26 protein-coding genes and 2 pseudogenes are annotated in these 23,729 nt (G+C 40.0%); 9 read left to right on the top strand and 19 right to left on the bottom strand.

Annotated elements, in window-relative coordinates:
- Positions 1 to 10 precede the first annotated feature (10 nt).
- Both CRI9333_RS02225 and CRI9333_RS24645 read left to right on the top strand, forming a co-directional pair.
- On the top strand, positions 11 to 1,930 hold the full coding sequence (locus tag CRI9333_RS02225; RefSeq protein ID WP_015201566.1) for a DEAD/DEAH box helicase: 1,920 nt from the start codon (positions 11 to 13) through the stop codon (positions 1,928 to 1,930).
- Between the two features lie 287 nt (positions 1,931 to 2,217).
- Positions 2,218 to 3,843 (top strand): S-layer homology domain-containing protein, encoded by a 1,626-nt coding sequence (locus tag CRI9333_RS24645; RefSeq protein WP_198013604.1) that lies wholly within the window; start codon positions 2,218 to 2,220, stop codon positions 3,841 to 3,843.
- A gap of 142 nt (positions 3,844 to 3,985) precedes the next feature.
- Here CRI9333_RS24645 and CRI9333_RS02215 read toward each other — a convergent pair whose 3' ends face one another.
- The 6 genes and pseudogenes from CRI9333_RS02215 to CRI9333_RS02190 form a co-directional block, all read right to left on the bottom strand.
- Positions 3,986 to 4,189, bottom strand: coding sequence for a hypothetical protein (locus tag CRI9333_RS02215; RefSeq protein WP_015201564.1), 204 nt, complete (start codon positions 4,187 to 4,189; stop codon positions 3,986 to 3,988).
- 14 nt (positions 4,190 to 4,203) lie between these two features.
- Positions 4,204 to 4,740 carry a hypothetical protein gene (locus CRI9333_RS02210; RefSeq protein WP_015201563.1) on the bottom strand — a complete coding sequence of 179 codons (537 nt, stop codon included), beginning with the start codon at positions 4,738 to 4,740 and terminating at the stop codon, positions 4,204 to 4,206.
- Between the two features lie 260 nt (positions 4,741 to 5,000).
- The gene (locus CRI9333_RS02205) at positions 5,001 to 5,396 is read right to left on the bottom strand and encodes a tetratricopeptide repeat protein (RefSeq protein ID WP_041225855.1); all 396 of its coding nucleotides are present in this window, start codon (positions 5,394 to 5,396) and stop codon (positions 5,001 to 5,003) included.
- Positions 5,397 to 5,596: 200 nt separating this feature from the next.
- Positions 5,597 to 6,304: pseudogene (locus CRI9333_RS02200) on the bottom strand (cytochrome b/b6 domain-containing protein).
- 148 nt (positions 6,305 to 6,452) lie between these two features.
- Positions 6,453 to 7,049 (bottom strand): CDP-alcohol phosphatidyltransferase family protein, encoded by a 597-nt coding sequence (locus CRI9333_RS02195; RefSeq protein ID WP_015201560.1) that lies wholly within the window; start codon positions 7,047 to 7,049, stop codon positions 6,453 to 6,455.
- Between the two features lie 143 nt (positions 7,050 to 7,192).
- A complete protein-coding gene (locus CRI9333_RS02190) occupies positions 7,193 to 7,495 on the bottom strand; it encodes an isochorismate lyase (RefSeq protein ID WP_015201559.1) in 303 nt (100 codons plus the stop codon).
- Positions 7,496 to 7,819: 324 nt separating this feature from the next.
- Here CRI9333_RS02190 and CRI9333_RS02185 point away from each other — a divergent pair, with 324 nt between their 5' ends.
- The gene (locus CRI9333_RS02185) at positions 7,820 to 8,188 is read left to right on the top strand and encodes a hypothetical protein (RefSeq protein ID WP_041225853.1); all 369 of its coding nucleotides are present in this window, start codon (positions 7,820 to 7,822) and stop codon (positions 8,186 to 8,188) included.
- Between the two features lie 245 nt (positions 8,189 to 8,433).
- Here the strand turns inward: CRI9333_RS02185 and CRI9333_RS02180 are convergent, their stop codons facing one another.
- The gene (locus CRI9333_RS02180) at positions 8,434 to 8,649 is read right to left on the bottom strand and encodes a Nif11-like leader peptide family natural product precursor (protein ID WP_015202111.1); all 216 of its coding nucleotides are present in this window, start codon (positions 8,647 to 8,649) and stop codon (positions 8,434 to 8,436) included.
- A 291-nt stretch (positions 8,650 to 8,940) separates the two neighbouring features.
- Between CRI9333_RS02180 and CRI9333_RS02175 the strand changes: the two genes are divergently transcribed.
- Positions 8,941 to 9,348: a lysozyme inhibitor LprI family protein gene (locus tag CRI9333_RS02175; RefSeq protein ID WP_015201555.1), complete on the top strand. Its 408-nt coding sequence runs from the start codon at positions 8,941 to 8,943 to the stop codon at positions 9,346 to 9,348.
- Positions 9,349 to 9,357: 9 nt separating this feature from the next.
- Here CRI9333_RS02175 and CRI9333_RS02170 read toward each other — a convergent pair whose 3' ends face one another.
- The gene (locus CRI9333_RS02170) at positions 9,358 to 9,663 is read right to left on the bottom strand and encodes a hypothetical protein (RefSeq protein WP_015201554.1); all 306 of its coding nucleotides are present in this window, start codon (positions 9,661 to 9,663) and stop codon (positions 9,358 to 9,360) included.
- Positions 9,664 to 9,740: 77 nt separating this feature from the next.
- Positions 9,741 to 10,172 (bottom strand): nuclear transport factor 2 family protein, encoded by a 432-nt coding sequence (locus CRI9333_RS02165; RefSeq protein WP_015201553.1) that lies wholly within the window; start codon positions 10,170 to 10,172, stop codon positions 9,741 to 9,743.
- Between the two features lie 300 nt (positions 10,173 to 10,472).
- On the opposite strand from CRI9333_RS02165, the gene CRI9333_RS02160 reads away from it, so the two are divergent.
- A complete protein-coding gene (locus CRI9333_RS02160; RefSeq protein ID WP_015201552.1) occupies positions 10,473 to 10,883 on the top strand; it encodes a hypothetical protein in 411 nt (136 codons plus the stop codon).
- A gap of 164 nt (positions 10,884 to 11,047) precedes the next feature.
- Here the strand turns inward: CRI9333_RS02160 and CRI9333_RS02155 are convergent, their stop codons facing one another.
- The 3 genes from CRI9333_RS02155 to CRI9333_RS27555 all read right to left on the bottom strand — a co-directional run bounded on the left by CRI9333_RS02155 (position 11,048) and on the right by CRI9333_RS27555 (position 11,874).
- A complete protein-coding gene (locus CRI9333_RS02155) occupies positions 11,048 to 11,257 on the bottom strand; it encodes a peptidoglycan-binding domain-containing protein (protein ID WP_041225852.1) in 210 nt (69 codons plus the stop codon).
- Between the two features lie 10 nt (positions 11,258 to 11,267).
- Positions 11,268 to 11,654: a DUF3828 domain-containing protein gene (locus CRI9333_RS26055; RefSeq protein ID WP_232229405.1), complete on the bottom strand. Its 387-nt coding sequence runs from the start codon at positions 11,652 to 11,654 to the stop codon at positions 11,268 to 11,270.
- Between the two features lie 67 nt (positions 11,655 to 11,721).
- A complete protein-coding gene (locus tag CRI9333_RS27555) occupies positions 11,722 to 11,874 on the bottom strand; it encodes a hypothetical protein (RefSeq protein ID WP_015201551.1) in 153 nt (50 codons plus the stop codon).
- Positions 11,875 to 12,404: 530 nt separating this feature from the next.
- On the opposite strand from CRI9333_RS27555, the gene CRI9333_RS24640 reads away from it, so the two are divergent.
- Both CRI9333_RS24640 and CRI9333_RS02140 read left to right on the top strand, forming a co-directional pair.
- Complete coding sequence (locus tag CRI9333_RS24640; RefSeq protein ID WP_015201550.1) at positions 12,405 to 13,919, top strand: leucine-rich repeat domain-containing protein; 1,515 nt, start codon at positions 12,405 to 12,407, stop codon at positions 13,917 to 13,919.
- Between the two features lie 321 nt (positions 13,920 to 14,240).
- Positions 14,241 to 15,059 (top strand): annotated as a pseudogene (locus CRI9333_RS02140) (hypothetical protein); the annotation flags it as partial.
- Positions 15,060 to 15,217: 158 nt separating this feature from the next.
- Here the strand turns inward: CRI9333_RS02140 and CRI9333_RS28485 are convergent.
- The 7 genes from CRI9333_RS28485 to CRI9333_RS27205 all read right to left on the bottom strand — a co-directional run bounded on the left by CRI9333_RS28485 (position 15,218) and on the right by CRI9333_RS27205 (position 22,517).
- Complete coding sequence (locus CRI9333_RS28485; protein WP_041225848.1) at positions 15,218 to 15,703, bottom strand: HARBI1 family protein; 486 nt, start codon at positions 15,701 to 15,703, stop codon at positions 15,218 to 15,220.
- A gap of 2 nt (positions 15,704 to 15,705) precedes the next feature.
- Positions 15,706 to 16,116: a helix-turn-helix domain-containing protein gene (locus tag CRI9333_RS28480; protein ID WP_041225846.1), complete on the bottom strand. Its 411-nt coding sequence runs from the start codon at positions 16,114 to 16,116 to the stop codon at positions 15,706 to 15,708.
- A gap of 148 nt (positions 16,117 to 16,264) precedes the next feature.
- A complete protein-coding gene (locus CRI9333_RS02125) occupies positions 16,265 to 17,350 on the bottom strand; it encodes a tyrosine-type recombinase/integrase (RefSeq protein ID WP_015201548.1) in 1,086 nt (361 codons plus the stop codon).
- 33 nt (positions 17,351 to 17,383) lie between these two features.
- Positions 17,384 to 18,226, bottom strand: coding sequence for a hypothetical protein (locus CRI9333_RS02120; protein ID WP_015201547.1), 843 nt, complete (start codon positions 18,224 to 18,226; stop codon positions 17,384 to 17,386).
- 157 nt (positions 18,227 to 18,383) lie between these two features.
- Positions 18,384 to 19,715, bottom strand: a complete 1,332-nt coding sequence (locus tag CRI9333_RS02115; protein WP_041225843.1) for a hypothetical protein — start codon at positions 19,713 to 19,715, stop codon at positions 18,384 to 18,386.
- Positions 19,716 to 20,071: 356 nt separating this feature from the next.
- Positions 20,072 to 20,683: an METTL5 family protein gene (locus CRI9333_RS02110; RefSeq protein ID WP_015201545.1), complete on the bottom strand. Its 612-nt coding sequence runs from the start codon at positions 20,681 to 20,683 to the stop codon at positions 20,072 to 20,074.
- A gap of 259 nt (positions 20,684 to 20,942) precedes the next feature.
- Positions 20,943 to 22,517: a DUF6399 domain-containing protein gene (locus tag CRI9333_RS27205; RefSeq protein ID WP_015180084.1), complete on the bottom strand. Its 1,575-nt coding sequence runs from the start codon at positions 22,515 to 22,517 to the stop codon at positions 20,943 to 20,945.
- A gap of 95 nt (positions 22,518 to 22,612) precedes the next feature.
- On the opposite strand from CRI9333_RS27205, the gene CRI9333_RS02100 reads away from it, so the two are divergent.
- Positions 22,613 to 23,062 carry a hypothetical protein gene (locus tag CRI9333_RS02100; RefSeq protein ID WP_015180083.1) on the top strand — a complete coding sequence of 150 codons (450 nt, stop codon included), beginning with the start codon at positions 22,613 to 22,615 and terminating at the stop codon, positions 23,060 to 23,062.
- Between the two features lie 277 nt (positions 23,063 to 23,339).
- Positions 23,340 to 23,717, top strand: coding sequence for a hypothetical protein (locus CRI9333_RS02095; protein WP_015201544.1), 378 nt, complete (start codon positions 23,340 to 23,342; stop codon positions 23,715 to 23,717).
- Positions 23,718 to 23,729 lie beyond the last annotated feature (12 nt).

The raw sequence follows: 23,729 nt of genomic DNA, 5'->3' as shown, positions 1-23,729 counted from the left end.
GGTAGATTAAATGCAACTGAGAGAGTATCAAGTTGAATGGATTAACCAAATTTGGGCAGCTTGGAATCAAGGAAATAGAAGTGTTTTAGCACAATTAGCTACAGGTGCTGGTAAGACTGTTTGTTTTGCTGTAATTAGTAGATATTTTTTAGAACAGGGCAAACAAATTTTAATTATTGCTCATCGGGTCGAGTTAATCTACCAAGCCGCAGAAAAACTGGCGCAAGTAACTCAAGTCCCAATTGGAATTATTAAGCACGGAATTGAGCCTAATAATTATGCCATGATTCAAGTGGCATCTATTCAAACTCTCGCTACTAGAAAAATCCTGCCCAAAAACATTGGTTTATTGGTAATTGATGAAGCTCATCATGCTAGTGCAGCAACATATCGTAAACTAATTAACCATTACCAAGATGCCCAAGTCCTGGGTGTAACAGCTACTCCACAAAGAATTGACGGGCAGGGTTTTGAAGATTTATTCAATGTGTTAGTGGTGGGTGAATCAACACTGGATTTAATTCGCGATCGCTATTTATGTCAATATCGCTTGTTTGCCACACAAAATAATATTGATACTTATGCTGTACATAGATATGGTCAAAAATATGGTGGTGATTTTAGCTCTAGGGATTTAGCCTTAGCTGTCAATAGCCAAGTTAGTGTGGGAGATATTTATGACAATTATATTAAGTTTGCTATCAAGAAACAAACGATTATTTATGCTGCTAGTGTTGAGCATAGTCGGGCTATCGCCCAATATTTTAGTAGCAAAGGAATCGTTGCAGAACATTTGGATGGACGGACACCAGCACCTACCCGTGCAGCTATTTTAAAGCGATTTCAATCAAAATTAACTCAAGTTATTACCAATTATGAAATTCTGACTGAAGGTTATGACTGTGGGGAGATTGAGTGTATTTATTGTGTACGTCCAACGCTATCTTTGACTTTATGGCTGCAAATGATTGGGCGGGGGCTAAGAATTAGCGATAATAACAAAGTTTTGACAATTATTGATTTAACTGATAATTGGAAGCGACATGGCTTACCTGATGATTTCCATCATTGGAGTTTAAAACCAACAAGTGCTTCCCAAAATCGTGGAGCAGTTTGTTGTGAACACTGCACTCATGTATTCTACAAGCCAGATTCGCTTCAGCCATATATGGCTGAGGTTGATCAAGATGGATGGTTGATTAAACATTATCAAATACCTTGTCCAGCTTGTGGAGTAATTTGTTACTTGACAAGGCGTGAAGATGATGCTTCTTCTGAACGAATTTATGTGCGTCTTAAACCAGGAATTATTCCAGAAATATCTGAGATTGATTTAAGAACTAACCAGTCAATTGTTATGGCTGTGCGGGCGTGGTTAAGACAAGAAAAACCCGATGCTAATAATGTTTACAAGGCTTTGTTTAAACACTTTATTACTACACTAGACAAGTTTACTTTAGGAGATTGGAGGGAAATTGTAAAACTTATTAATAAAAGTGAGGAAAATACGACTAAGTTAGCATGGGAACTTTACCAAGAAGGGAGGCTCAAATATCACGCTAGAGTAGCAGCACTTATTGCTATAGAGAAAAGGAATGCCCAAGTTAAGAATCAAGTCAGCAGTGACACAATTGGCACTTCAGTAACAGGAAAAGTCCAAGTAGGTAATCAAATACTTCAAAAACAGTACGAACAACAATGGCGTAATGCTATTAATAGTTGTCAGGAGACAACGCAGGAATTTCTGATGGAATATACGGGTTTATTCAATGTGCAGTTTATTGGGTCAACAAATGTGAATATTTCGCTGGAAGTTGAGAATATTCCTGAATTGAAAACTGTGATGCGTTCAATTAATGAGTCTGAACTTACTTCCGCTTTTGGCAAGGCTTTTGCTAAAAAGGCTGCTGTGATGTTTCGGATTAAATGATTATTAAACAGAAAAATCTGTTTGTAAGTAGTGAAAGCTAATTAATACTGAAAGCTGTTTTACTACTGATTACAGGGATAAAACAGACTCCCTTTGCGTCATTGCCTCTAATTCATAAAGGGCGATAGCCCTATTGTTATAAACCACCCGCAAATAAACGTATGCGCTTTAGATCACAATTTTGCCTCGGCCTAGCGATTAGCTTGAACTTCAGTTTGCTCGCACCTTTGAGTGCGTCTGTATCAGCGCAAGCGCCTGTGCCCGCGCAAGTACCCACACCCACCCAAGTGCCAAGAACCTCATTTAGAGATGTCCCCGCCGACTACTGGGCTTATGAATACATATCAGGACTCGCCCGGTTCAGTGTGATTAGCGGCTTCCCCGATGGCACGTTCAAACCTAATGAACCCGTAACCCGCGCGCAGTTTGCGGCAATTTTGAATCAAGCGTTTATGTCAGTGCAGCCTTTTCAAGTACCGAATGGGCGGTTGAATGCAACGCAGCCCAGTACTCCAACCTTTGCGGATGTGCCTAACAATCATTGGGCTGCTGGCTATATTGCTAAAGCTCGCACTGCGGGTTTTCTCTCAGGATATCCGGGGAATCAGTTTAAGCCTAATCAACCGATATCCCGCGTACAGGCCCTGATTTCTATCGCCAATGGATTGGGATATCAGGGCGGTAGTATGGCGGAACTATCTGCCTATAAAGACGCTGCTGCCATTCCAAAATATGCTCGCCCTGGCATAACCGCTGCCAGAGCCGCCAACATTGTTGTTAACTATCCTGCCCTCGATCAGATCCGGCCCAATCGCCCAGCGACCCGCGCTGAGGTGGCGGCTTTTGTCTATCAGGCGTTAGTCAAAGATGGTAGGGCGCAACCTGTGGCAGCAGCTGGTGCTCGCTGGAATAAAGCGCCCATAACAACCCTGCCAACAGCAGCGAACGTGTTTAGCTTTAGCGCAGATGGACAACGGCTACTGACCTTGACCACAGGCGGTGCCAAGCTTCAGGTATGGAATACGCAAACAGGTGCGCTAATTAAGGAGATTGCCGCTGGCGCTCAGACTCGCTTTGATGGGGCGGCGATCAGCAAGGATGGGACGAAGGTGGCGGCGATCGCGCAAACTTCTCCCACAAACACCGTGGAACTAGCGGCATGGGTCATCGAGACAGGTCAGCCGCTGTGGAAAAAAACAATCGGCCCTGCAAGCTCAACCATCGATGGCAGTCAGATTGCCTTTAGTAATGACAATCAGCGAATCATAACGTTTGTGAAAACAAATCGAGACGGCACTTCTGTACCACAACTAGCTCTGTGGAACACGGCGAACGGTGAAGCGGTGCAATCTTTAGACACCAGCGGTCGATTTGCAATTAGCCCCAATAGTCAGTTTGCAATTAGCCCTAATGGTCAGTTTTTAGCCATTCAGATCTACCCGAATGATTCATCTGGCCGCGTAGACCTATGGCGACTCAATCAGAGCGGCATTTTTGAGTACGCTAGGACGCTTCCGCCGGAAGATGTCCTCTTCTGGGGGATGAATATGGTCTTTAGAAACGATGGGTTGCTCAATGTGCTAACGAGATCGCCTTACGATGGACTGCTTGTCACTTGGAATCCACAAACGGGCGCACGCGTGACCAGCACTGAGCTACTGGCTGATCGATCAGATGAGGCCATTGGCCTAAGTCCAGATGGCGATAGCTATTTTTTCGGGGGGCAGGTGGCTGGAGCGCGCTTGGGCAGTGTGAAAACTGGAGAAGTTCAGGACTGGCCCAGTGGCTATGGCTATCGGGTTGCGTTTAGCGATCGCGGCAACTACCTAGCGATCCTGAACATCAACCCCAATGAAGTTGGATCAACGCTACCCACGCCATCCATTAGTATCTATTCTAAAATTGCCCATTAGGCCAATCTCCAATGAAAGGCTGGGAGAGAAGAGGCTGGTCGGACACAACTATGGTAATGTCACGATACTGATACTGTTGGCGAATTCATAAAATACTCATTAGCGATCGCACTCGCCATTTGCGTAAGTCCTGTTGGTGATTTTATTTTTTGGGTGCTGACATCTGCATAACAAAATCCCATAATTGCCAAGTTCTGTTCTCAACACCTGGAACTAGCGGCACATCCTCAAATTGCTGCACTGCCCAAAACGCTTCTTCATGCTCCTCTACAGCCTTGAAGAAGGCTTCTGCTGCCTGCTGCATTGAGAGGGCGGCTTCAATATAGGTTTTACCGTCTTGTGACATTAGTTTATTTTCTATTACATCGTGTGTAAAACAAGGATAAACTGTGAGGTTTTGTCAAGCTGCAATAAGAAGCCATTGATTAATGACAATTTGTAGAAAGCACTCGCGCTATATATTTTGCCTTTAATTGTGTATTTCTTAGTGCTAGGGTCTTTCAAAGCCTGCGCCTTGACATCTGGGGGAAACCATTCCATCAGTTCTACTGTACCGAATACGGCTGGCGATGCAACAGAGGATGCAGAGACTATCTTTTTAGCATCTTCTGGGCGAAAAGTTAACACAGCAGTCAGGCTCCAATCTGTTGGCCCAGGAACTTTTGTGGTATTACTACCCTTAATTTCAGTAAGCCAGACCACAGATTGGGGTGGATAGGGCAGCGTAATGTACTTTTTTAGTTCGTTGGCATTTCGACTGAGGTTCAACTTGTGACTTTCTGAGCTAGTTGCTATCTGGTCTTGTTGACTTTTAACTCCCTTACCAGATATGGCGCATGCTCCTAATCCAGTTGTACTCACAACAATTACAGAAGAAAGTAGAAGCAATCTAAGCATCGGTATCACAACAATTAAGTTTTTTTACTTAAAGTGAACGTTTTAGTCAGTTTGCTGCTCAAACCCCGTTAGAGTCACGAATACCGGGCAAAAGCTCACCTGAGCTTGAGAAAATTTGAAACGGAAGTGAGCACTTATTCCACTGGAGTTTAGACACCGAGGTAGTGGTGTAAATAAAGAACCCTACCCCCCTGTGCGCCTTAATTCCGCTTGTTCCTTTTAGATTAACTAGAGCTTGGTCGCCCCTTTTAAATTGTTTCTCAAGCAAAGAGAACCAGCTTCTGTTTTATCCCAATACCCGCTCTCGCATGAAGGTAGCGGGAATCAGGATATAGTTTGATAGCCCTATCGTAGGATGCGATCGCAGATCCATAAGCAGACATTTCAAAAAGCAGCAATCCTCGATTAAACCAAGCTTGATGATAGGAAGGAGAAAGCGCAGTGGCTTTGTCGTAACAACTCAACGCTTCGGCTTGCCGATGTAAAGCACTTAAAGCATTGCCGCGATAATTCCAAGTACGGCAATCATTTGACTCAAAGCTCAATGCCAGATCGAATGCCGAGATGGCTTCACTATACTGCTCAATCGCGCAAAGTTCACAACCTTTAGCTTGCCAGTAATATGAGGAGTTAATATCTGATTCTCTACAAGTCATGCTATTGTCTTTTGCTCTCCCAGAAAAACATTTAAAAAACGGCGCATCTGCTAAAACTGGATTAAACAAAGTAATCCTTGATTTATGTTTGTCGTTTAACTAAAAAAGGTAGAACTAGAAGAAGACATAGTAACTTTTGGATTGGTTTATGATACTGGAGCGCGAAATATTTCTTAACACCTATAATCATTACCCTTAATTTATTTAAATAGCGGAATAATCCAGGCAGCAATAACGGTGAACAGGATAGCACTTTCTAACCATACTAAAATCTGAGGGGATTGGAACCAGTTCTCCCTTGAACCTTGTAGTAGACTTGACCACCATAGGAGCGAGATGGGCAGACCACAGAGTAGGGCTATCTTTGTCTCGGAGAGCGCCAGTTGAGCATAGATAGCAGTAATGGAACTCCACCAACTTTGACATTCAAGATTCAGGTGAAGAGCAATTGCTATCGCCATAATCACCCATGCAATTAAGTGAGCATAATACCAGGCGTGATTTAATTCTCCCTTGGGTAGCCATGTTTCATCCATCATTTTGCCGCTAAACACCGCAAATGTTAATGCAATCAGGGCAAACGTATTAGTAAAACGGTTTAACGTATACCACCAAATGGGTTTACCAAATGAAGATAATTTAGCTAAGGAGTCGGGCTGAATCAGCCGCCTCTGTCCCCGATGAAATGCGTAGAGTACAAAAAAGGGAAATATCAGCAAGGTATATAAACCAAAAGTGCCATGTACCCCTTCTATATCTCGATAGGTAGGTAATGGAATTCTTCCCCAACGCCCATCGTAGGTATCGTAAGTCCAAAAAGCTGTTAGTATTGCAGCCACTAGAAACAGACCAGTGAACCCATGCAGAATGCGAAGCAAGAGGGGTTGATAAGGTTGAGTCGATTTCATTTACAGCAAGGGCTAACGAACATCATAAAATCATAAAAATAGTTTCCCATAAGCGCGATCGCGCCCTCGTTATCTTTCTAGGGAATTTATCATGACAATAATAATCGAAACAATATAACCAAAACACTGTTTTATTTTAAAATAATTATCACTGGAGAAAATCGCGGCGCAGATTTAAAGCGTGGAAGATACTCAAGACATCGCATTTCCATTCTGGCAAAAGCAATGTCATTGCTATCTCTTCGGTGCTGTTTATCCAACAAAGAACAATTGCCAGCCACAGGGGTTTATCATAGTCAAACCCAAATAAGCTTACAGTAGCAATCAACAGCATCAGTCCCCAAAGTTTGGCAGTGTAAGTATGAAAACTAGGAAGTTTTTTAAATTTAATTAAACTAATAGTAAATAAAATTAATTGAGCAGCTAGAGCCAAAAGTAAGGGATTTTTAAAATCAATCAACACATGAGGATATACTAACCACGTACTAATGGCAAGGCAAATAAACAGAAAGATATCTGCCCAACTATCGGCTTGCCGAAATTGAACTGTACTGACTCCTAATCGACGGGCAATAATGCCATCAAAGATATCAGATAAAATTGCAATAATATAACCACCAACGAACCAAGTTGTAGTATCATGATCCAGCGCATCCAGCACCAGTAGAGGTGCGATCGCTACACGAACACCAACAAGAATGCTGGGAATTTGAGCAATAAAAAAAGGAACTTTTTGACTATTCATTGCTAATCTTTTTGGCAACAAATTCAGTGTGATAATAGCAAGCCGTAAATAACTTCATAAATCATAATCTAATGCTACAAATATTAATAAAAATAAATGTTAGAAGAAATTAACATTTAACCTTAAATAGTTATTGGTAATTTTTAACAATCATCTTGGTTTTGCCAATTTTTTATTTCTTCCTCAATAAAATAATTAACCAAATCTCGATACATTTTTTCGATAGCCTCTGGACTTAGCCCAGCATCTTCTGCCCATGCTTTTCTTTGCTCCAACATAGCCTCAAAGCGCTCTGGAGCACGGACACTTGTTTCGCTAGTTTTGAACTTGGATGCTGCTTTGACATAACCAAAACGCTGACCAAGTAAGTTAATAACTTGTTTGTCTAAGGTATCTATTTGGAATCTGATCTCATCTATATTATTGCATTGTTCTGGTGTTTTCATATTAGGGAAGTCAACAGTGTAATAACAGAGTTGATGAGCAAGCTAAAGTTTATCATCTGATGAGGTCGTCACTACATCAGCCTAAAAATCTTAATATTCCACCTTTTCGCAACGATATTATTAGCATTTAGAATAATCTTAATGTCATCTACCACACACTGCGATCGCGGTGTATATGTATAAATTGAGGCATTTATCTCTAAAAATCATAAAAATTTTCACAGCTTTAACTATTTTTTATCTCTTTCCTGCATAAAAATATTCCAGCTAACCTACTGAGTTATTGAAAGATTAAAGCCCTAAGTAAACTTTAAAAGGAATTACTTGTATGTCTATTTACAACGCCACCCGACTCAAAGTTACCTTCAGCCTTATTACTTTAACCAGTGTTGCAGCTTTAACACCAACTGCTTATGCTGGCTTGCCAGGTGGAGCTACTCAGAACATTTTAAATCGAGCTTCTTTGGATACTCAGACCAGAAAGCTACAGCACAAGGTTCACCATTACCTCCTTCAGCAGTAGAACAGATTCAAGATGTATCTCAAATACGAGGTTCCCAAACTATTTGTGATGGTAGTAGCCTTCAGGGTGTACCTGCTAGTAAAACTCGGCAGGGTAATGAAGTTTTAACTAATTCTACAATTGAACGAAACACTCAGTTAATTCGGTCAATTCGCTTTCTAAGTCAATAAAGTATTAAAAAGCACTCTGGGTAGCAGCGCTTTCATTTCCAGTTTACTTTGTAGACAAACTCAGCTTTGTTCACTATTAGAAGGGTGAGTTAATTCTCGTAAACGACCGTTTTCAAGAACTAAAACTACAACCACAGCATACTATTTCCCTGATGTTGATAGGGTAATACCAATAATCATGGTGCTTTGATTGGGAATTAGATTCCTTTTTTCGTACGATTTTTTACAAATTAGGAGCGTGACCCCTAATTGTACTCTCCAGGAAGATCAGTTTTTCTAACAGTAATGCTGCCAACTTTCTTACCTGACATTCTTAATAATTCATCACCTGAAAATTCAAAACCAAGCTTGAGTGCTATTCGTGCAATATCATCTGCGGTTGATGCTGCGAGTACCTCGTTTTTAAGTTCAGGTTCAGACTGCATTTTCTTTAAAAATGCTTCGATTTGCTCAAAAGCCATATTTAAAATTTGATTCTCGCTCTTTACTCGTAATATAACCCACATTCCGCACGTCAAACTGTAGTATTTTATGCTACGTCAAACTGAGGAAGAGCGTGCAACAAACTTAAGTATAAATACTTGTCAAGCGGGAGAAACTGAGGGTTCCTCAGAAGCCACAAAGTGGAAAAATAAACAAAAGCTACGATATTTTTTTATAGAATAATAATAATTATTAAAACTTGGAAAATTAAATTATTTAAATTTAAAATACAAATAACAACAAAATTATTCCAATTATTTTTTCTCCTCATGTTAAAGAAGTCAATTGTAGTAACTATATTATTAGCTACTGGGTATTTATCAGTACCAGCAGTATCAATAGAAGCTGCACCACCAGAAAAAATTGCTCAAAAAATTAACTGCAATGCTCCAAGCAGTGGCGTAGAAGAAAAATACTGCGCTGGTCTAGCTTATGAAGCAGTAGATAAACGCCTCAATCAAGTTTATCGACAATTAACATCTAAGCTAGCAGGAACTGAAAAACAGCGTTTAGTTGAAGCTCAATTAGCTTGGATTAAATACCGAGATAAAAATTGCGATTTTGAAACTTATTCCTCAAGAAACGGCACAGGTTACTCAGTCTTTTTACGTGAATGTTTACAACGTATTACTCAACAGCGCATAAATGATTTAAAACAATATGTTGCTGAAAGATAATCCTAGTTTTTACTTTATTTCTTCAAACAATGATAGTTGACCAGGAGTAACATTGGATTTTTTCCGCGTGTGATAACCTAGATGACAAGCACTACACAAAGGAATCAAGTTCTCAATACGGTTGTCTTCTGGGGTGTAATTAGCATGATGTACTGTTAAAGTTTTTACCATGCGTTCTGATTTGGTTAAACCAGAAGTGTCTTCACCAGGATGAATACATTGCATCTTGCATTTACTGCAACGCCACCGGGCTTGTTCTTTTATGGACAAAGCTATTTCATACCAATTTTCAGGGTAACGTTGAGGAGAAGGCATTAAGTTAGTTAGGACGGCTTAATTTTATGGTGCCAGTTTCTAGATTTAATGATCGAAAATCTCAAACTACATTAAAGTTATTCTGTAATTCGTTCCCAACGAAATTTGCGCTCGCTCTCTTGAATAGGTACATCATTAATGCTGGCAAAACGACGCATCATCAAACCATTCTCTGCAAATTCCCAATTTTCATTGCCATAGGAACGATACCAAGAACCAGAATCATTGTGCCACTCATATTCAAATCGCACCGCAATACGATTGTCCATAAAGCACCAGAGTTCTTTTTTTAAGCGGTATTCTAGTTCTTTTTCCCATTTGCGTTTGAGAAACTCTTTAATGGCGGCTCGTCCACTGAAAAAATCAGACCGATTTCGCCACTCGGAATCTTCAGTGTACGCCAGAGCAACCCGCGCCGGATCACGGGTATTCCAGGCATCTTCAGCCGCTTGGACTTTGGCTTTAGCGGTTTCCAGGGTAAAAGGAGGCAGGGGGGGTTTAGTTTCCATCAGATTCCTGGGTTAATTTATACTAAGTTGCTCATACTGGTTAATGTTAAATGAGGTGCTGAAACATAAAGCAGCTATCAAGGGTGTATATAAACCATACTGGCACTTGGGCAGATAAATCTTAACTCAATCTTTCTGCACGACGACTGATTATTTTTTCTAGGCTCAAGCCTTGCATAAATGGGATGCGAACAACCTATGTATTAGTAGGGAAAACAATGCTCGTACTACCCATCTACAAAAATTAAGATGCTTCCTGATTCCACAATCAAATCAAACTCATCAAACTTTGGAGATATTATGTTGAGACGCAGTTTGCTTTATATTTCGGGTTTAACCATATCTACAGCACTGCTAGGCTCTGCACTTATGAGTTTCCAACAGACGGCTCAGGCTAGCCTTACAGTGTCGGCTCAATTGAGTTATTGCAGTGCTAGTTCTGGGCAGGGCGATTGGATTAGTTGGGGACATCAAACAGCAGTACAAGCTTGTGGAACTGTAAATAAAAAGTTTGAATCTTGGGGACAAACCATACGTGCTCGTAGGTATGGTCGTTATTACATAAATGGAACAAACGTTATAGAAGTATCTTGTTCTCAATCGCAACCCTTCTCCGTAGCTGGATTAGGAACAGAGGCTTTTACCAAGGCTGTTGAAATCGTTCGCCTTCGTGGTCAAGAAGGAAGATGCGTTTACAAAGTGACTAACTGACACGGGGCTTACGCCGCTGATCTTTTCAGGTGTCAACTGATGCAAAAACGCGGAGGGCTAAACAAGCGAGCAAATCTTCAGGAAAAAGGGTAGCAAAGGAACCAGATAAAAGTTAGGTAAATCAAAGATTTTAATAGTTATAGAAATTAAATTAGGATTTTCCCTCACCACGTGAAATTAGTTAAAGTGCGCTCTTTGTTCCAAGTTTCCTCGCTAACGATGCCATCTTCGACCAGTGCAGATTGATGTTGGAATTGTTTCACTACTGCTTCGGTTTTGGAACCAAAATTACCATCGCTAGTAATAGCGAGAAGGTTTGGCAAATTTTTAACACTTTCACGTTTACTACCAAGACGCAAAATTGGATTAGACATCAGCCGAAGCCTATTGGCTATTTTGGCTGAGTATCTTGAGCAGGGTGTAGCCGTTGCTATATTTAATGTCTGCGATTTTCCAGTTGCCCTTCTGCTGCACGAGTGCGAAGGATATAGTTTCCTTCCTGCCGTAACTGAAAAAGGAGGCAAGGACTGTCGCCCTGTCCTGCCTAATTTTGGTCGTGGTCACGGCGAAGTTCTTCGGCTGTGGGTCTTGAGAATCATAAAGCGGGTCGAAATTGAGCACACCGACTTGCCCCTGCGAGTTGATCATCGCATCCTTCCAAATTAGGTCTGCCAGCTTAAGAGTGAAATACTTGTCAACCAGCGCGCGATTCGTTGACTGGAAAAAGGGACTTTTCTGCGCGTCGTGCTGCTTGTATAAATTTCTAACCAGAGCGTTTGGCGCAACCCGCGGAGCGGTAATGGACTTATTAGTGGCGGCTACGTTGGCTTGACCGACGCTAACTTTGGTCGAAATTTCCGGCGCGGGGCTGCTCTGCGCGGCGTTCTTGTCGGCGTAACTCGTTACAAAAAGCAGCGTGATTAAGAACAGAAGTGATTTTAACGTTATCAGAATACTTCACTGTAACAGATTGTTTCCCTTTACCTGGCATGGCTTGCAATCATATATCACTGCTTACTGCAATCCTTCATTAATTTAGTGGCACTTCTAGCGCATTCTCGCGGGATTTTTTCTTAGGGTAGGCTTTGAAATTGCGATCGCAGTGCAGATAAAATGAGCTAGGCAGTGGAACAAGATAAAATTTTGGTGGGTCAAAGACTTTAATAGTTAAAGTGCGTTCGCTCTCATTAAAGAGTGCTGTATTTATATCTATATCCCCAATCTAAAATTAGCCGCTTATCTAACTGACCACTATTCAATTACTATTTTTAACCAAAAACTCAGGTAAAAATAACGGATTGGTGGACGCATACAGAAAGTGGTTGCTTCTTACACCACTTTTTGAGGTAGTCAGGGAATACTGAAATCCATTAAAGTAATAATTACTCAAAAAATAATGAAACTTACCTGCGCTACTAAAATTTTTTATTTTCTATTGTTAATTCTGCTAAAGTTATTGCTACTAAATTACCAGTTAAAGTTCTTGTCGTTTCAGCATTATTAATCGGTGTAACTGGAAGTATGGTGATTGATTCAATAGTACTTACTGCACCAAGCCATGCCAAAACTGTTGCTAAAACTAAAGTTCGTAAGGCTAAAAAGCCAGTTATAGCCAGGAAACCCGTGAAGGCTCAGATTGCAGTTAAATTTAAGGATGCTAAGTTGGAAGCTGCGATTAGGCAGCAACTAGGTATTCGCAATAAGCCACTGACGTTAAATATTCTGCAAGGGGTAAAAAATTTAAATATCAGTAACGCAGAAATAACTTCATTAGAGGGAATTCAAGCACTTCGGAATCTGACTACATTGAATTTGTTTGCAAACCAAATCAGTGATGTGAAACCACTAAGAAGTTTAACTAAATTAACTACGTTGGAATTAGTTAGCAACAAAATCAGTGATGTAAAACCACTTTTTGGTTTGACTAATCTCAATAGGCTGGACTTGAGTGACAACAAAATCAGTGATGTGAAACCATTAACAGGTTTGACTAAATTAACTGAACTGGACTTGAGTGACAACAAAATCAGTGATGTGGAACCACTTTTTGGTTTGACTAATTTAGGTGTGCTGGACTTGAGCCGCAACAAACTCAGTGATTTGAAACCACTATGGGGTTTGACTAAATTAACTATGCTGCTCCTGAATACCAACCAAATCAGTGATTTGAAACCATTAGCGAATTTAACTAAATTAACTACGCTGGACTTGAGTGACAACAAAATCAGTGATGTGAAACCATTAACAGGTTTGACTAAATTAACTGAACTGGCCTTGGGTGACAACAAAATCAGTGATTTGAAACCACTCTTGGGTTTGACTAATCTAACTGAACTGGTCTTGAATACCAACGAAATTAGTGATGTGACATCACTAACGGGTTTGACTAATATAACTAGCCTGCACTTGGGTGGCAACAAAATTAGTAATGTGACATCACTAACAGGTTTGACTAAATTAGCTTGGCTGTACTTGGGTGGCAACAAAATTAATAACTGTCAATCATTACCCAAAAAACTTCGTCTGGCATGGGAACGCGCCGAGATCTACAATTGCATCCCTATGAAAACAGACCAGCGCATCCCTATGAATATGTACCAGAACTTCCTGGTTAACTGGGACGAGCAGGCCCAGCCGCGACTCTATGCGCTGATCCGGACACCCAAGGAGTACGACCAGCTATTCCATCCCGCAGCTACAATGTGGAATCCCCGCCCGTTCCATCCGGAGGCGAGCCTGTACGACAACAGCCAGATCCTTGTGGTGGCGGGAGTGTTTGCCACCAATAATTTGTTGGATGTGGACGAGGTATTCGAGGACGAGCAGGTAACGATCAAAGATGGGGAGTTGACGCTGCGTTATCGGCTGAAGCGACCACAGGCCAACGTTGACGCTGCACACTACAAGTTCTTCTTGGCTATCCAAGTGCCGAAGGCGGCTTACCGTCAGGTGACAATCATCGAGGATGGGAAGCTGGTCGGCCAGCTTAAGCCGACCCAGGGGCTATGGAGCGTCCCGAAGCTGACACAGAAGTGAGGTGGGTGCGTTGGGGCTTCGACACTTGGCAAATAGCGGACGATTTGCTCTTGTGCGATCGCACAAGCTCTGTCTGTAGCAGCAGCCTGTGAAACGTTAACCACCTTTAATTAGTTGAACCTTGCTTGTTTTAAGAAATTATCGTACATCGACGGTCGGGGAAGAATCAATTGTGTTAATTTGAAATCACCGTTTGCGGGACTTTGGTACGATTTCCGAACTCTATTTGTAACATAGCACTAGCTAGTCGTGCCGCCATTCCCCAAACGGTGTCTTTAGTCTGCACCCGACTCTAGAACTGTTAATCTATATCAGTCGGTTATGGATCACGATTGGAAAAGTCGAGTAGAACAAGTTGCACAAGAAGACTTGGTAATGTTTATCAACGCTTGTCTAGCTTGTACGGGACAACGTGAGTTCTACGATGATGCCTACGGTCAAAAGGTGTCTCTCGACTTTCTCCACGATTATATTTTAGGTAACTATCGTCTGTTATATGCTCGTAGCCTAGCAGCAGGAATTAATCATTTTAACCAAAGTCAAATTATTATTAAGTTATTGGCAACAGGGAAAGAAACATTGCCGGAACACCGCCAAGAGGAAGGCGCTTTAATTGCTGCTAGCTTGAAAGCTTTACCCCCACAACGCGCTTTTAAGTTATTACAACAACTTCGGCAACAAAGAATAAATAATCGTCGCGCACGTGCGATCGCCAAAGAATATTTAGCTAGTCGTACTGAAAGATTAGCCTTTGATGCTGTCAAGTATCGCTCCAAAATTCGGTCGATTGCAGTTCATATTCACCTCAAACTAGAGGGAGAATTAGGTAATTTCTTATTTGGAAATTGGAAAAAATCTTTCCAAACCGAGTTGTTTGAGAAGTTCCGCCAAGGGTATTACAGCGCCAATGCTATATACGATCTGCCCTTCACAGTAGCAGAGGGTTTGGCAATTAAGCATAACATTCCCCGCCATGTGTTTTTGTCACGCATAGAGTCGCAAATGACTATCACTGAAAAATTGCGCCTTCAACAAAGTGGTAAGCGTGTGGGAAAAGAAATTGAAGTTGATTTCCATCGCCTTCCCCTGACTCAGTTGGCAATGTATGTGCTGTCTCTATCTTTAGACATCTCCAGGAACCATCAAAACCTTTCTATGAAAGGTTTTGATGGTTTTTAAGTTTGTGCGATCGCTCGATCATAAATACGACTTAATCAGGCTTTGAGCTAAATCCAGTTAATTTAGAACCCAAAGATCAACAGGCTTACACAGCAATAATCTCTTAAAAATTCAGATTTTTACACTGCTAGTATTAAGGCTCCGATCCTCAACCTAACTAAACCACAAACTATCTGGATTACTTGGTCATAATGTTGTGATCTTAACCTAAATCTGTCCTGGGCTATCCGAAATATTTTCACCAATCTAATGATATGTTCAACTACAATTCGTTGCGTTGATATTTCTTTGTTTTCTTGCTTTTGTTGAGGGCTTAATTCTTGATTTTTACGTTTTTTATGGGGTGTTTCAATTTGGTTTTCTCCTAGATAACCTTTATCCGCTTTAAACTTCTGACTAACCTCAAAATTTGCCAATCTTTCTCTAAACATATTAATATCGCTACTTGGGCCAGGTTTTCCTATTGTTACATCGACTATTTCTGAACCATCTGGTAAAATAATAAACTGGTTTTTTAGTGTATGATTTTTCTTCTTCCCTGAATAAAACTTTTTCTGTTCGCTGTAGTCGGTAGGTCTTGCTCTAGCTTGTTCTGAGCTATCCACTACTAATACCCACTGCTCCAGGACTTCTTTATACCTTTTCCAATCATTGCCTTTTTTTTTACTTGTTCTAAAAGAGATGCTGGCAACAATTCACCCAAAATTTTTATCCAGTCATGGAATATATTGTGTGCCGTTGATTCACTTACCCCGAACTGCACACCTAGTAGTTGAAATGTCGGCATATGGTGCAGATAAACTAAAGTTAATAATATCTGCTCTGTCACAGATAATTTTGGCTTTCTACCACCACCTTTTTTTATTATTCTAATCTTGGTTTCTTCTTCTCCACCTTGGAATTGGTTGAAGAGAGCTTCTGCTTCTACGATTAGCCATTGCAACTGTTGGTAATCAATTCCCAACAACCGTTTAGTTTCTTGAGGGTTAGATGTAATGTATTCCAGTAAAGAACTCATGCCCAGCAGTTAAAAATACAATTTTACTATCCTTTTGGGCTACCCAGTTTATTTTTTGGAGATGTCTAAAGGATGTTTTAACAATTGCTTAGTATTATTATTCTGTGTTATCAACCAATTTTCTACTGCTAATTCTTCATTGTTTTGGCTACTCACGATAGTTATTTTCCTCTTCAATAATAACTCTTAAATCAGTTTCTGCGATGACATGAGAATAAACATCTAATGTAGTTTGTATAGAACTATGTCCTAATAAATATTTTACTCGATCTGGTGAACAATTATTTTTTAATAAACGAGTTGCATAGCTATGACGAAATAAATGAGGATGTACTTTAATTCCTGTTTTTTTACTTAATCTAGCAAACATAGTATTAATAACAGCCTGTTTCATCGGCATCCCGATTTCTCCTTCCCAAATGTTGACAAACACATAGTTTGATTCCACTTCAGGGTACTCATAAATTAGGTAATTGTTATACATTTGTAGAAGTTCAGGAATCACAGGAATTGTTCTCTCTTGTCCTTTAGCTCTTACGTTATGAGAGTGCCGACGTTTTCTTACATAAATAAAGTAATCATTTCCATCTCCTATATCTTCGTGTTGTAATCCTAGTAATTCCCCAATTCTTATTCCTGTCCCATTTAGCAATAGAATTAAGAATTTATCTCTGAGTCGATGACAGCTATTGACTAAAATTTCTATTTGCTCATCGGTTAAACAGCCAGGGAATTTCTTTGGCTCTTTAAGTTTGACTAGCTTCTGTCGAGTGGGTTTAGACTTACTGATACCGTCGAGGAATCCTCTACGGGTTGTTCCTCTTGTAATAATCAGACGGTCAAATGTCTTAGAGTCAACGCTATGATGGGCTATATGATACTCATAAAAAGTTGTTACTGCCGTTACCGCTAGATTGATACTGCGTTCGCTCCGTTTGGCTTGAATAGGCTGCATGGACACGATTTTACTGATGTCTCCTACTCTCAGCCAATAAACAAAATCTTCTAAATTCGTCAGTTTTACTTCTTTCCAGTCAAGGTTTTTGCTTTGTAGGAACTCCCACCATGCTTTTAAGCTGTAGCCATAGGATTCCACTGTATTGGGGGATTTAATTCCACACAGGAACGTCAAGTAACGCTGAATCGGTTCTATTACTTGATAGTTTTCATCCAATACTAACCAGATGATGTCCTGCGTAGCGGGGTCAATTCCTTTTTGAAGAGTTATAGGCACTATACAACATATAAGGAAAAAATCTGTATTAATTTATAGTTTAACAACAAATTGAAAAATCGCTCTTTGTTGTTGTTGTTTATTATAATTATTTTGTAATAGATTACCAACGCAGGGTTCATAGAAAGTACTGGTGCGATCGCTCATGTCAGTACTGATAAGATCGGTCATCAACTCCATTAAGTGCAAAGGGGTAGGATAAAACCCACTCGCTTGCTGGCTGGATTTGCTAGTGATTTCTGGGATTATTCTGCCCCAATAATCTTCAGGGAAAAGCAACATTAAGCCTGCATCAAACACTTGGTACAACCGCATTGATGCACCTTCACAGTGTCGTGGTTCTGGTGGTAATTCTGGTTGTTTAGGATGCCCAAAACCGTAGAACGCCCATTTCAAAAAGTAGCGGACATAATCAAAAGAACCGCCCCAACTTCTCCAAGTACCTGAATTTGGAATGCTATCTAGTGTCCGATCCAACATTTTAGATACGAGAGGGGAATATTCCCATTCAATTTGGGGTATTGGTTCTTTTGGTAATGTTTCTTCAATTACGAATTTTGGCAGTGCTTCAATAGGTCTATTTTCTAATAATGCCAGCGCGGGTTCCATTTTTAACCGAGTATAGGCGTGTTCTGGCATACAATTACATCGCGCCCAATAGTCCCAGCGTCCCCATAATTGTCGGTCAATTTGACCAATATATGGTAGTAACCAACCGTGCTTTAAATCTCGTTTTAAGTTAGGGTCTAATTTTTTGTTAAAATTTCCTTGATATTTCTGTTTCATTATCTGTCTCAGCCGATATCGTGTAATACGTTCGACATTCTCAGTATTATCAGTACTGTTATCAGCAGGAATATTTACTGTTGTAGTCATGGTGTCTGCTCGCTCAAAACTTTTTTACCAACAAAAGCGTTAGCTTTCTTCTCTAAGTTCTGAGTTAGTTCGCTGATAATTTTCAATAAAAAAGAACACCAAATTACTTAGAATTGTTTGGTGTTAATTAGCTGGGTTTTTGTTTTATGACAGTCAGTTAACTCCAACTTTCTTTCTTCTTACTTAAATCCAACTTGGCAACTTCTTGGAGGTGTCGCAATCGTGCGGGTAAGCCTTTTTCACGTGGATAGGCTGCTAAGTAGAAATATTTAGCATCTATCTCATTTGTTAAATGTTGAACTTGAGGATCGTAATTTGGTAGCAAATCGCTAATGCGTCCTAGCTCTTTTTTGATTTCTTTCCACCATGATTTGCCAATAGCTTTTGCGGAGAATCCTACAAAGGCACGATAAAATCTCCCGTCAGCACTAATTTCATAACCGACTGTTTCGGACAGCTTTACTACTGGCAAAATTAGAGTGATTAAATTATCATGAATTTCGTATTTTGAGTAACTTGTAGTAGATTCTTCCTGTTCCCATTCTTCCTGCCATCCCAATGATTGTTCCCACTGAATTACAATCGGTCTTTCTGCACTAGGTTCTATATTTATGACTGTGCCAAACTGCCAATTGTAAAGGTGGCTTATGTTCTCATTCTCAGTGGCAAATTGAGCAACCCGATACTTTTCTTTAAAATTGAATAATCCGACTGTGCGCTTTCTCTCATTAAGATGTTCTAAAAAAGCATCTCCCCAGCCTGCACTTAAATTTTTATCGTTATATTTTTCTTCTTGCAAATACTTACTTTTGCTGAACTGCTCGAAAAGATCACTTTGAATTTTTGGGTACTCAAGCAGCCGTTCTAATATATTTAGAGGACTATTTTGAGATAACCACAATCCAGCTTTAATTTTGATGTCAGTTTCACTAAGGTAGCAAGATGCTTCCAACGCTGCTTGACTGACTAACTCGTTAACACAAGCAAATGGAATGCCAGGAAAATTTAAGTGTGGAAATAGCCAAGATTCATTTTGATTAACAAGATGATATCCAGCTTCATCAATGCCTTTCAACCAGAATAACGTTTCAGTCCACTGTACCCATTCATTATCTTGGGTAAGAACTAGCGTTCCAGAGGGGATAGTTAAAAATGTTTTTTGAGGGATAAATAAAGGGAGAGGTTCAATTTTTAGTGCTTGCAAAGCATCAAATGAATAGTCAAATTTTTCATCAACTTCTTCTGAATTTGATTGCCACCACGAAATTTGTATGGGAGTATAAGAATTAGCAATAACTTTAGAAACAATCCCGAATGTTGGCTTCTTCGTAGTGACCAGAGTTCCTTTTTGGAATTTGCCATAGTCGTTTAACTCTGGTGCTACTGATACTAATTTTACTTTGTGCGTTGATCTTGCTTGGCTCTGTGAAGGTTGGAGTGAGCTTAGTAATATTAGGGAATGTTCATTTTGATTTTTTAGTTCTAGCATTTTCGTTCCCATGAAGTTTTATCCATAGAACGGCGCGATAGCGTTTATGTAAGAGTAATAACTTTAATAATAAAGTTGGTAAGTAGATAATAAAGTTGGTAAATACCAATTACTAATTAAATTTAAAGGATGGGTATTTACCAACTTTATTTTTGCTGTACAGCACAATCTCCACGTAAAATGGGAGTTCTAGCATGAGCAAATTTTCCAACTTTTTTATAGATTTATTGCGTTTGTGCGATCCCTTAATTCAAGGACGGGTGGTTTTGCCAACGGGGACGTTACGCTCATAAGCCAGCGATAGTGCAAGCGCGCTCGCAGAGCTTTGTAACGGATAACGCCTTTTTACTATTTATTTAATAGTTGGCAATTTTTAATTTCTTTTTGTTAATTATTACTAAGCTAGTTTCGACCGTAACTTGTCTACTACTGCCCCAGAAAATCTCTAGTGGTAATTCAATTACTCTAGCATTAGTAGCTTTTAAAAATGACCTAAAATTTTGTGCTTTTGGGCAGTTTTTAATATTCATTGATGCCGAAACTACGCTAATCAACCGCCCTCCAGGTTGCAGGAATAATTTGTAAGCTCTCATGATAATTTCTGTGTCAATCCCTTTTTCTGTTGGGCTGCTGAACGGGGGATTAGCTAAGATCAGCTGATATTGTTTTATTGGTTCAGCCCTAAAGAAATCACTCCCTACAAGGTTGAAACCTTTTTGATAAAGCAGTTGTCTTAGCGATTGATTGATCTCGATTACATCTACTTTTGCACCGCATGATTGCATTCCTTCTGCTAAACATCCACAACCAGCAGTTGGGTCTAGTGCATCAATCCCATCTTTAATTGCAGCTAGTTTTAACATATAGCTCATCAATTTTGGCGGAGTAGGAAACCAGGAAAAAGGTAGCTCTCGCAGTACTTTTTGGTACAAAACTGGGATTGTTAAATTAGGATCGTAGCTATTCATAATTTAATTGGTTAAATTTTAGCTTTATTGATTGCTTTCAACTTATTAATTCAAACCTAATTCGGCTACCAATCTAAGGCGGGACAGTTAGTGGAATCTTGATGACAATGCGATTGGGCAGGAAAAATGCCAAGAAAGAGAAATCAATCGCCCAGATTGTGTAGTACAATACTACAAACAGCTAGAAACAGTAATTCCTAAATGTTGAAATAAGAAAACCAATTAGATTAAGTGAAATTTCAGTATTTAGTTAATTAAACTAGATGATTTGGTAAGATTTACGGGGTAAAGGTAAGTCACCCATCTGTGAGATTACCCAATCAAATAAAGCGGGAAATTCTTGATTGAATAAACGTTGTGCTGCTGTGGTCTTATCGGCTCGTTGGATATCAAAGTTATGAATAACAGTCAACACCTGTAAATGCTTTGAAGAAATTCCGCGTCCACAATGATGTATACGAGATAAATAACCATTGCGTCCCTCAATGGCAGAAGAGCTACGTTGAAATTGAGCCGACATTTGCTCCGCCCAAGAACGCCAGTGTATCCATTCATTCTTAGAGACTTTACTGGTTAAGGGATGTTCCAATAAGTGGCTTGAATAATGCCTTGATACCTGAGTATAAATTTCCTTTAAAGCAGGGTTTTTAGTTTGTTTAATGACTGAGAGCCAATAAAAATGGGGTAAAAAATAACCAAGTAACCAATTAGATAGGTCGGGAGAAACTTGCTCTAACTGCAAACTTTCTTCTACAGATTGCCACCACAGGTTAATTCCAGCAGCAATCGCACTAACTTGACCGCTAAATGTTGATATAGCTGTTTCTAACTTGGGAATTTGGTAAGTATATCCTAACGTCGCTAACTGGGGTAATTGTTGATAAAGAATGGTGGCGACATCGACTGTAGTTTGAAACCCACTACCATCAATAGCAAAAGGATGAACGGCACAAGTAATTTGATGCAATATATTGTGGTAAGCCAGCTTGCCAGTTAATAAAAAGTTATATTGCTCTTGTAGAACAGCAATTTTTTGTGCTAGTTTTTTAGGGATAGATTGGCTATGTCCTGAGTAGTTTAAAGCTTGATTATGTAGGGTACGTAACTGTTTCTTAATTTGATTTAATCGGTTACCAAAACGGCAACCGATTACTCTGGAAATACCCCGCATGGCATGAAACAGGTCAGGGATGGAAAGACAACCCATATGCACAGCCAACTGAATTAAAGCACTCGCGCGGTCACTGACCAGAGATTTAACTATCACCGTCGTACCCAAATTGTTGAGCGCACTCTTAGCTTTTTGGCTCCAAGTGAGGTACTGGCGGTCGGTACTATAATCTTCTAAAATAATGTAGCCGGAAACCAAATCCATCAATACCAGTACAACTTCAGGAAAGAACGTTTCGTCAGCCCCCGCACGGACTTCAATCGGCGCTGAATGGTTTTCCAACTGTTGTTGCATCTGTACCTGGTAGTTGAGAATTTGCTCTCTCATCTGAGCTTCAATACGGCGCAAGCTACTGGGAGAAACTCCGATGACATTCTGCAATCGTAGAATATGAAAAAAACGAGAAATTGCTTCGCAACCAACCCCTTGTTGAATCCCAAAAATATAGAGGGTAGCAAACACTAATAGCCGCAACCATTGATAAGCTTCTGGTATCTCCCATAGATATGATTCTGGATGTAGGTCACGTCGCTTCATGGCTTGTTGATGCCGATGTACACTACTTTTAGAAATTTGTGTAACCTGTGCTATCTTACGGAGAGACTTTTGACCGTGATTCCAACAAGCTTGGGAAATATCAAAGCAACGCTGTCGCACATTCATGTTATTTGTCAGCTACACAGGACAATAAGTTTATATATTAATATTAATTCGCGTTTTATAAACGCGAACTAAGGAGATATTTACTACCCCAGCTTATGGACGACCTCTCTAGTAAAACCTCTAAGTTAGCCCCAAAAGTTAGAGCCACACAATCACAAGATTTAGCAACTCGTGCTCTTCGTATCAAAGAAGCGATTGCTCAATTAAGGCAGGAGATCGAGCACCTAGAATTAGAAGGTAATATCGCTCCACCTGATGTTTGGGTCATGCGCTACAAGGCTCGTAGCCGTACAGGTTATTATTGGTATTACAAATTGCAAGCTAAAGAAGCGATTTTTCCACAGAAGATAGATAGTAGCAAACGCAGTAAGTACAAACATTTAGGTAAAGCTGGTTCCAGTGAACATATTGATGCTGTAATGCTTGTCGCACGTCGCGGAAAAATTGATGCTTGTGCTAGAGCGATATCTTCTCTTTATGAAAGTTGGCTGAGTTTATATTCTGAATCTCAGCCGGAATCCACACCAGAGAGTACACCCAAATAATTAACTTTTAATTAGAAAAATCTTATTTTGTTCGCGTTAGAGTAACGCGAATCTACTCCAAATTAGTTTTTTGTTCTTATTCCTATACTACATCTAAGAATGAGCATCACGAACAGAGCATAGCAGCTTTTTACCATTTACTACCTCTACTGACTCCGCCCCAAACTGTCCCGCCTTAGATTGGTAGCCCCTAATTCTTATCTATCTGTTGATAGATCTAACTTATTTATATTTTTGGTTATGGTTAGAGTTTATTTAGATTAAAAGGTTTTAAGTTATGAGCGGTTACGGGAATAACGATAACTCTGGTTGGGGCGGTAGTAGTGATAACTCTGAATCAGGTTGGAACAGTAGCGGATACAACACCGAGGAATCTGGTTATTCTAATTCAGGTTCTGGATACGATAATAGTCAACTTTTTGGTGGTCAGGACTCAGGTAATTTTGGTGCCGATAGCCCACTAACAACGGATTTTATAACAGATCCTTACCAAGAAAATCCTTTCGAGGTTAATCCGATGGATAACGCTTGGAGCGAGTCCTGGTCTAATCCTAATCCGCACACTGATTACTCTCATCCACAACCAGAGCCTGAGTCTTCTTATCAGTCTTACTATAGCGATTATGATGACGATCAACTACAATTAGAACCTTGAGAATTAATTATA

Source organism: Crinalium epipsammum PCC 9333, from assembly GCF_000317495.1.
In the GTDB taxonomy this organism is placed as follows: domain Bacteria; phylum Cyanobacteriota; class Cyanobacteriia; order Cyanobacteriales; family PCC-9333; genus Crinalium; species Crinalium epipsammum.
Note: the sequence above shows the minus strand (reverse complement) of the source record. Positions and strands in the feature narration are given on the sequence as shown.

Excerpts from the sequence above, each read along its gene's own strand:
- CRI9333_RS02175 (WP_015201555.1), top strand. The coding sequence starts at position 8,941 with ATGTTAAAGAAGTCAATTGTAGTAACTATATTATTAGCTACTGGGTAT.
- CRI9333_RS02190 (WP_015201559.1), bottom strand. The coding sequence starts at position 7,495 with ATGAAAACACCAGAACAATGCAATAATATAGATGAGATCAGATTCCAA.
- CRI9333_RS02100 (WP_015180083.1), top strand. The coding sequence starts at position 22,613 with ATGGACGACCTCTCTAGTAAAACCTCTAAGTTAGCCCCAAAAGTTAGA.
- CRI9333_RS02215 (WP_015201564.1), bottom strand. The coding sequence starts at position 4,189 with ATGTCACAAGACGGTAAAACCTATATTGAAGCCGCCCTCTCAATGCAG.
- CRI9333_RS02120 (WP_015201547.1), bottom strand. The coding sequence starts at position 18,226 with ATGACTACAACAGTAAATATTCCTGCTGATAACAGTACTGATAATACT.
- CRI9333_RS02210 (WP_015201563.1), bottom strand. The coding sequence starts at position 4,740 with ATGCTTAGATTGCTTCTACTTTCTTCTGTAATTGTTGTGAGTACAACT.
- CRI9333_RS02205 (WP_041225855.1), bottom strand. The coding sequence starts at position 5,396 with ATGACTTGTAGAGAATCAGATATTAACTCCTCATATTACTGGCAAGCT.
- CRI9333_RS27205 (WP_015180084.1), bottom strand. The coding sequence starts at position 22,517 with ATGAATGTGCGACAGCGTTGCTTTGATATTTCCCAAGCTTGTTGGAAT.
- CRI9333_RS02180 (WP_015202111.1), bottom strand. The coding sequence starts at position 8,649 with ATGGCTTTTGAGCAAATCGAAGCATTTTTAAAGAAAATGCAGTCTGAA.
- CRI9333_RS02225 (WP_015201566.1), top strand. The coding sequence starts at position 11 with ATGCAACTGAGAGAGTATCAAGTTGAATGGATTAACCAAATTTGGGCA.
- CRI9333_RS02195 (WP_015201560.1), bottom strand. The coding sequence starts at position 7,049 with ATGAATAGTCAAAAAGTTCCTTTTTTTATTGCTCAAATTCCCAGCATT.
- CRI9333_RS02115 (WP_041225843.1), bottom strand. The coding sequence starts at position 19,715 with ATGCTAGAACTAAAAAATCAAAATGAACATTCCCTAATATTACTAAGC.
- CRI9333_RS28480 (WP_041225846.1), bottom strand. The coding sequence starts at position 16,116 with ATGAGTTCTTTACTGGAATACATTACATCTAACCCTCAAGAAACTAAA.
- CRI9333_RS02165 (WP_015201553.1), bottom strand. The coding sequence starts at position 10,172 with ATGGAAACTAAACCCCCCCTGCCTCCTTTTACCCTGGAAACCGCTAAA.
- CRI9333_RS02095 (WP_015201544.1), top strand. The coding sequence starts at position 23,340 with ATGAGCGGTTACGGGAATAACGATAACTCTGGTTGGGGCGGTAGTAGT.
- CRI9333_RS02155 (WP_041225852.1), bottom strand. The coding sequence starts at position 11,257 with ATGTCTAATCCAATTTTGCGTCTTGGTAGTAAACGTGAAAGTGTTAAA.
- CRI9333_RS24640 (WP_015201550.1), top strand. The coding sequence starts at position 12,405 with ATGGTGATTGATTCAATAGTACTTACTGCACCAAGCCATGCCAAAACT.
- CRI9333_RS02110 (WP_015201545.1), bottom strand. The coding sequence starts at position 20,683 with ATGAATAGCTACGATCCTAATTTAACAATCCCAGTTTTGTACCAAAAA.
- CRI9333_RS27555 (WP_015201551.1), bottom strand. The coding sequence starts at position 11,874 with ATGCCAGGTAAAGGGAAACAATCTGTTACAGTGAAGTATTCTGATAAC.
- CRI9333_RS02160 (WP_015201552.1), top strand. The coding sequence starts at position 10,473 with ATGTTGAGACGCAGTTTGCTTTATATTTCGGGTTTAACCATATCTACA.
- CRI9333_RS02170 (WP_015201554.1), bottom strand. The coding sequence starts at position 9,663 with ATGCCTTCTCCTCAACGTTACCCTGAAAATTGGTATGAAATAGCTTTG.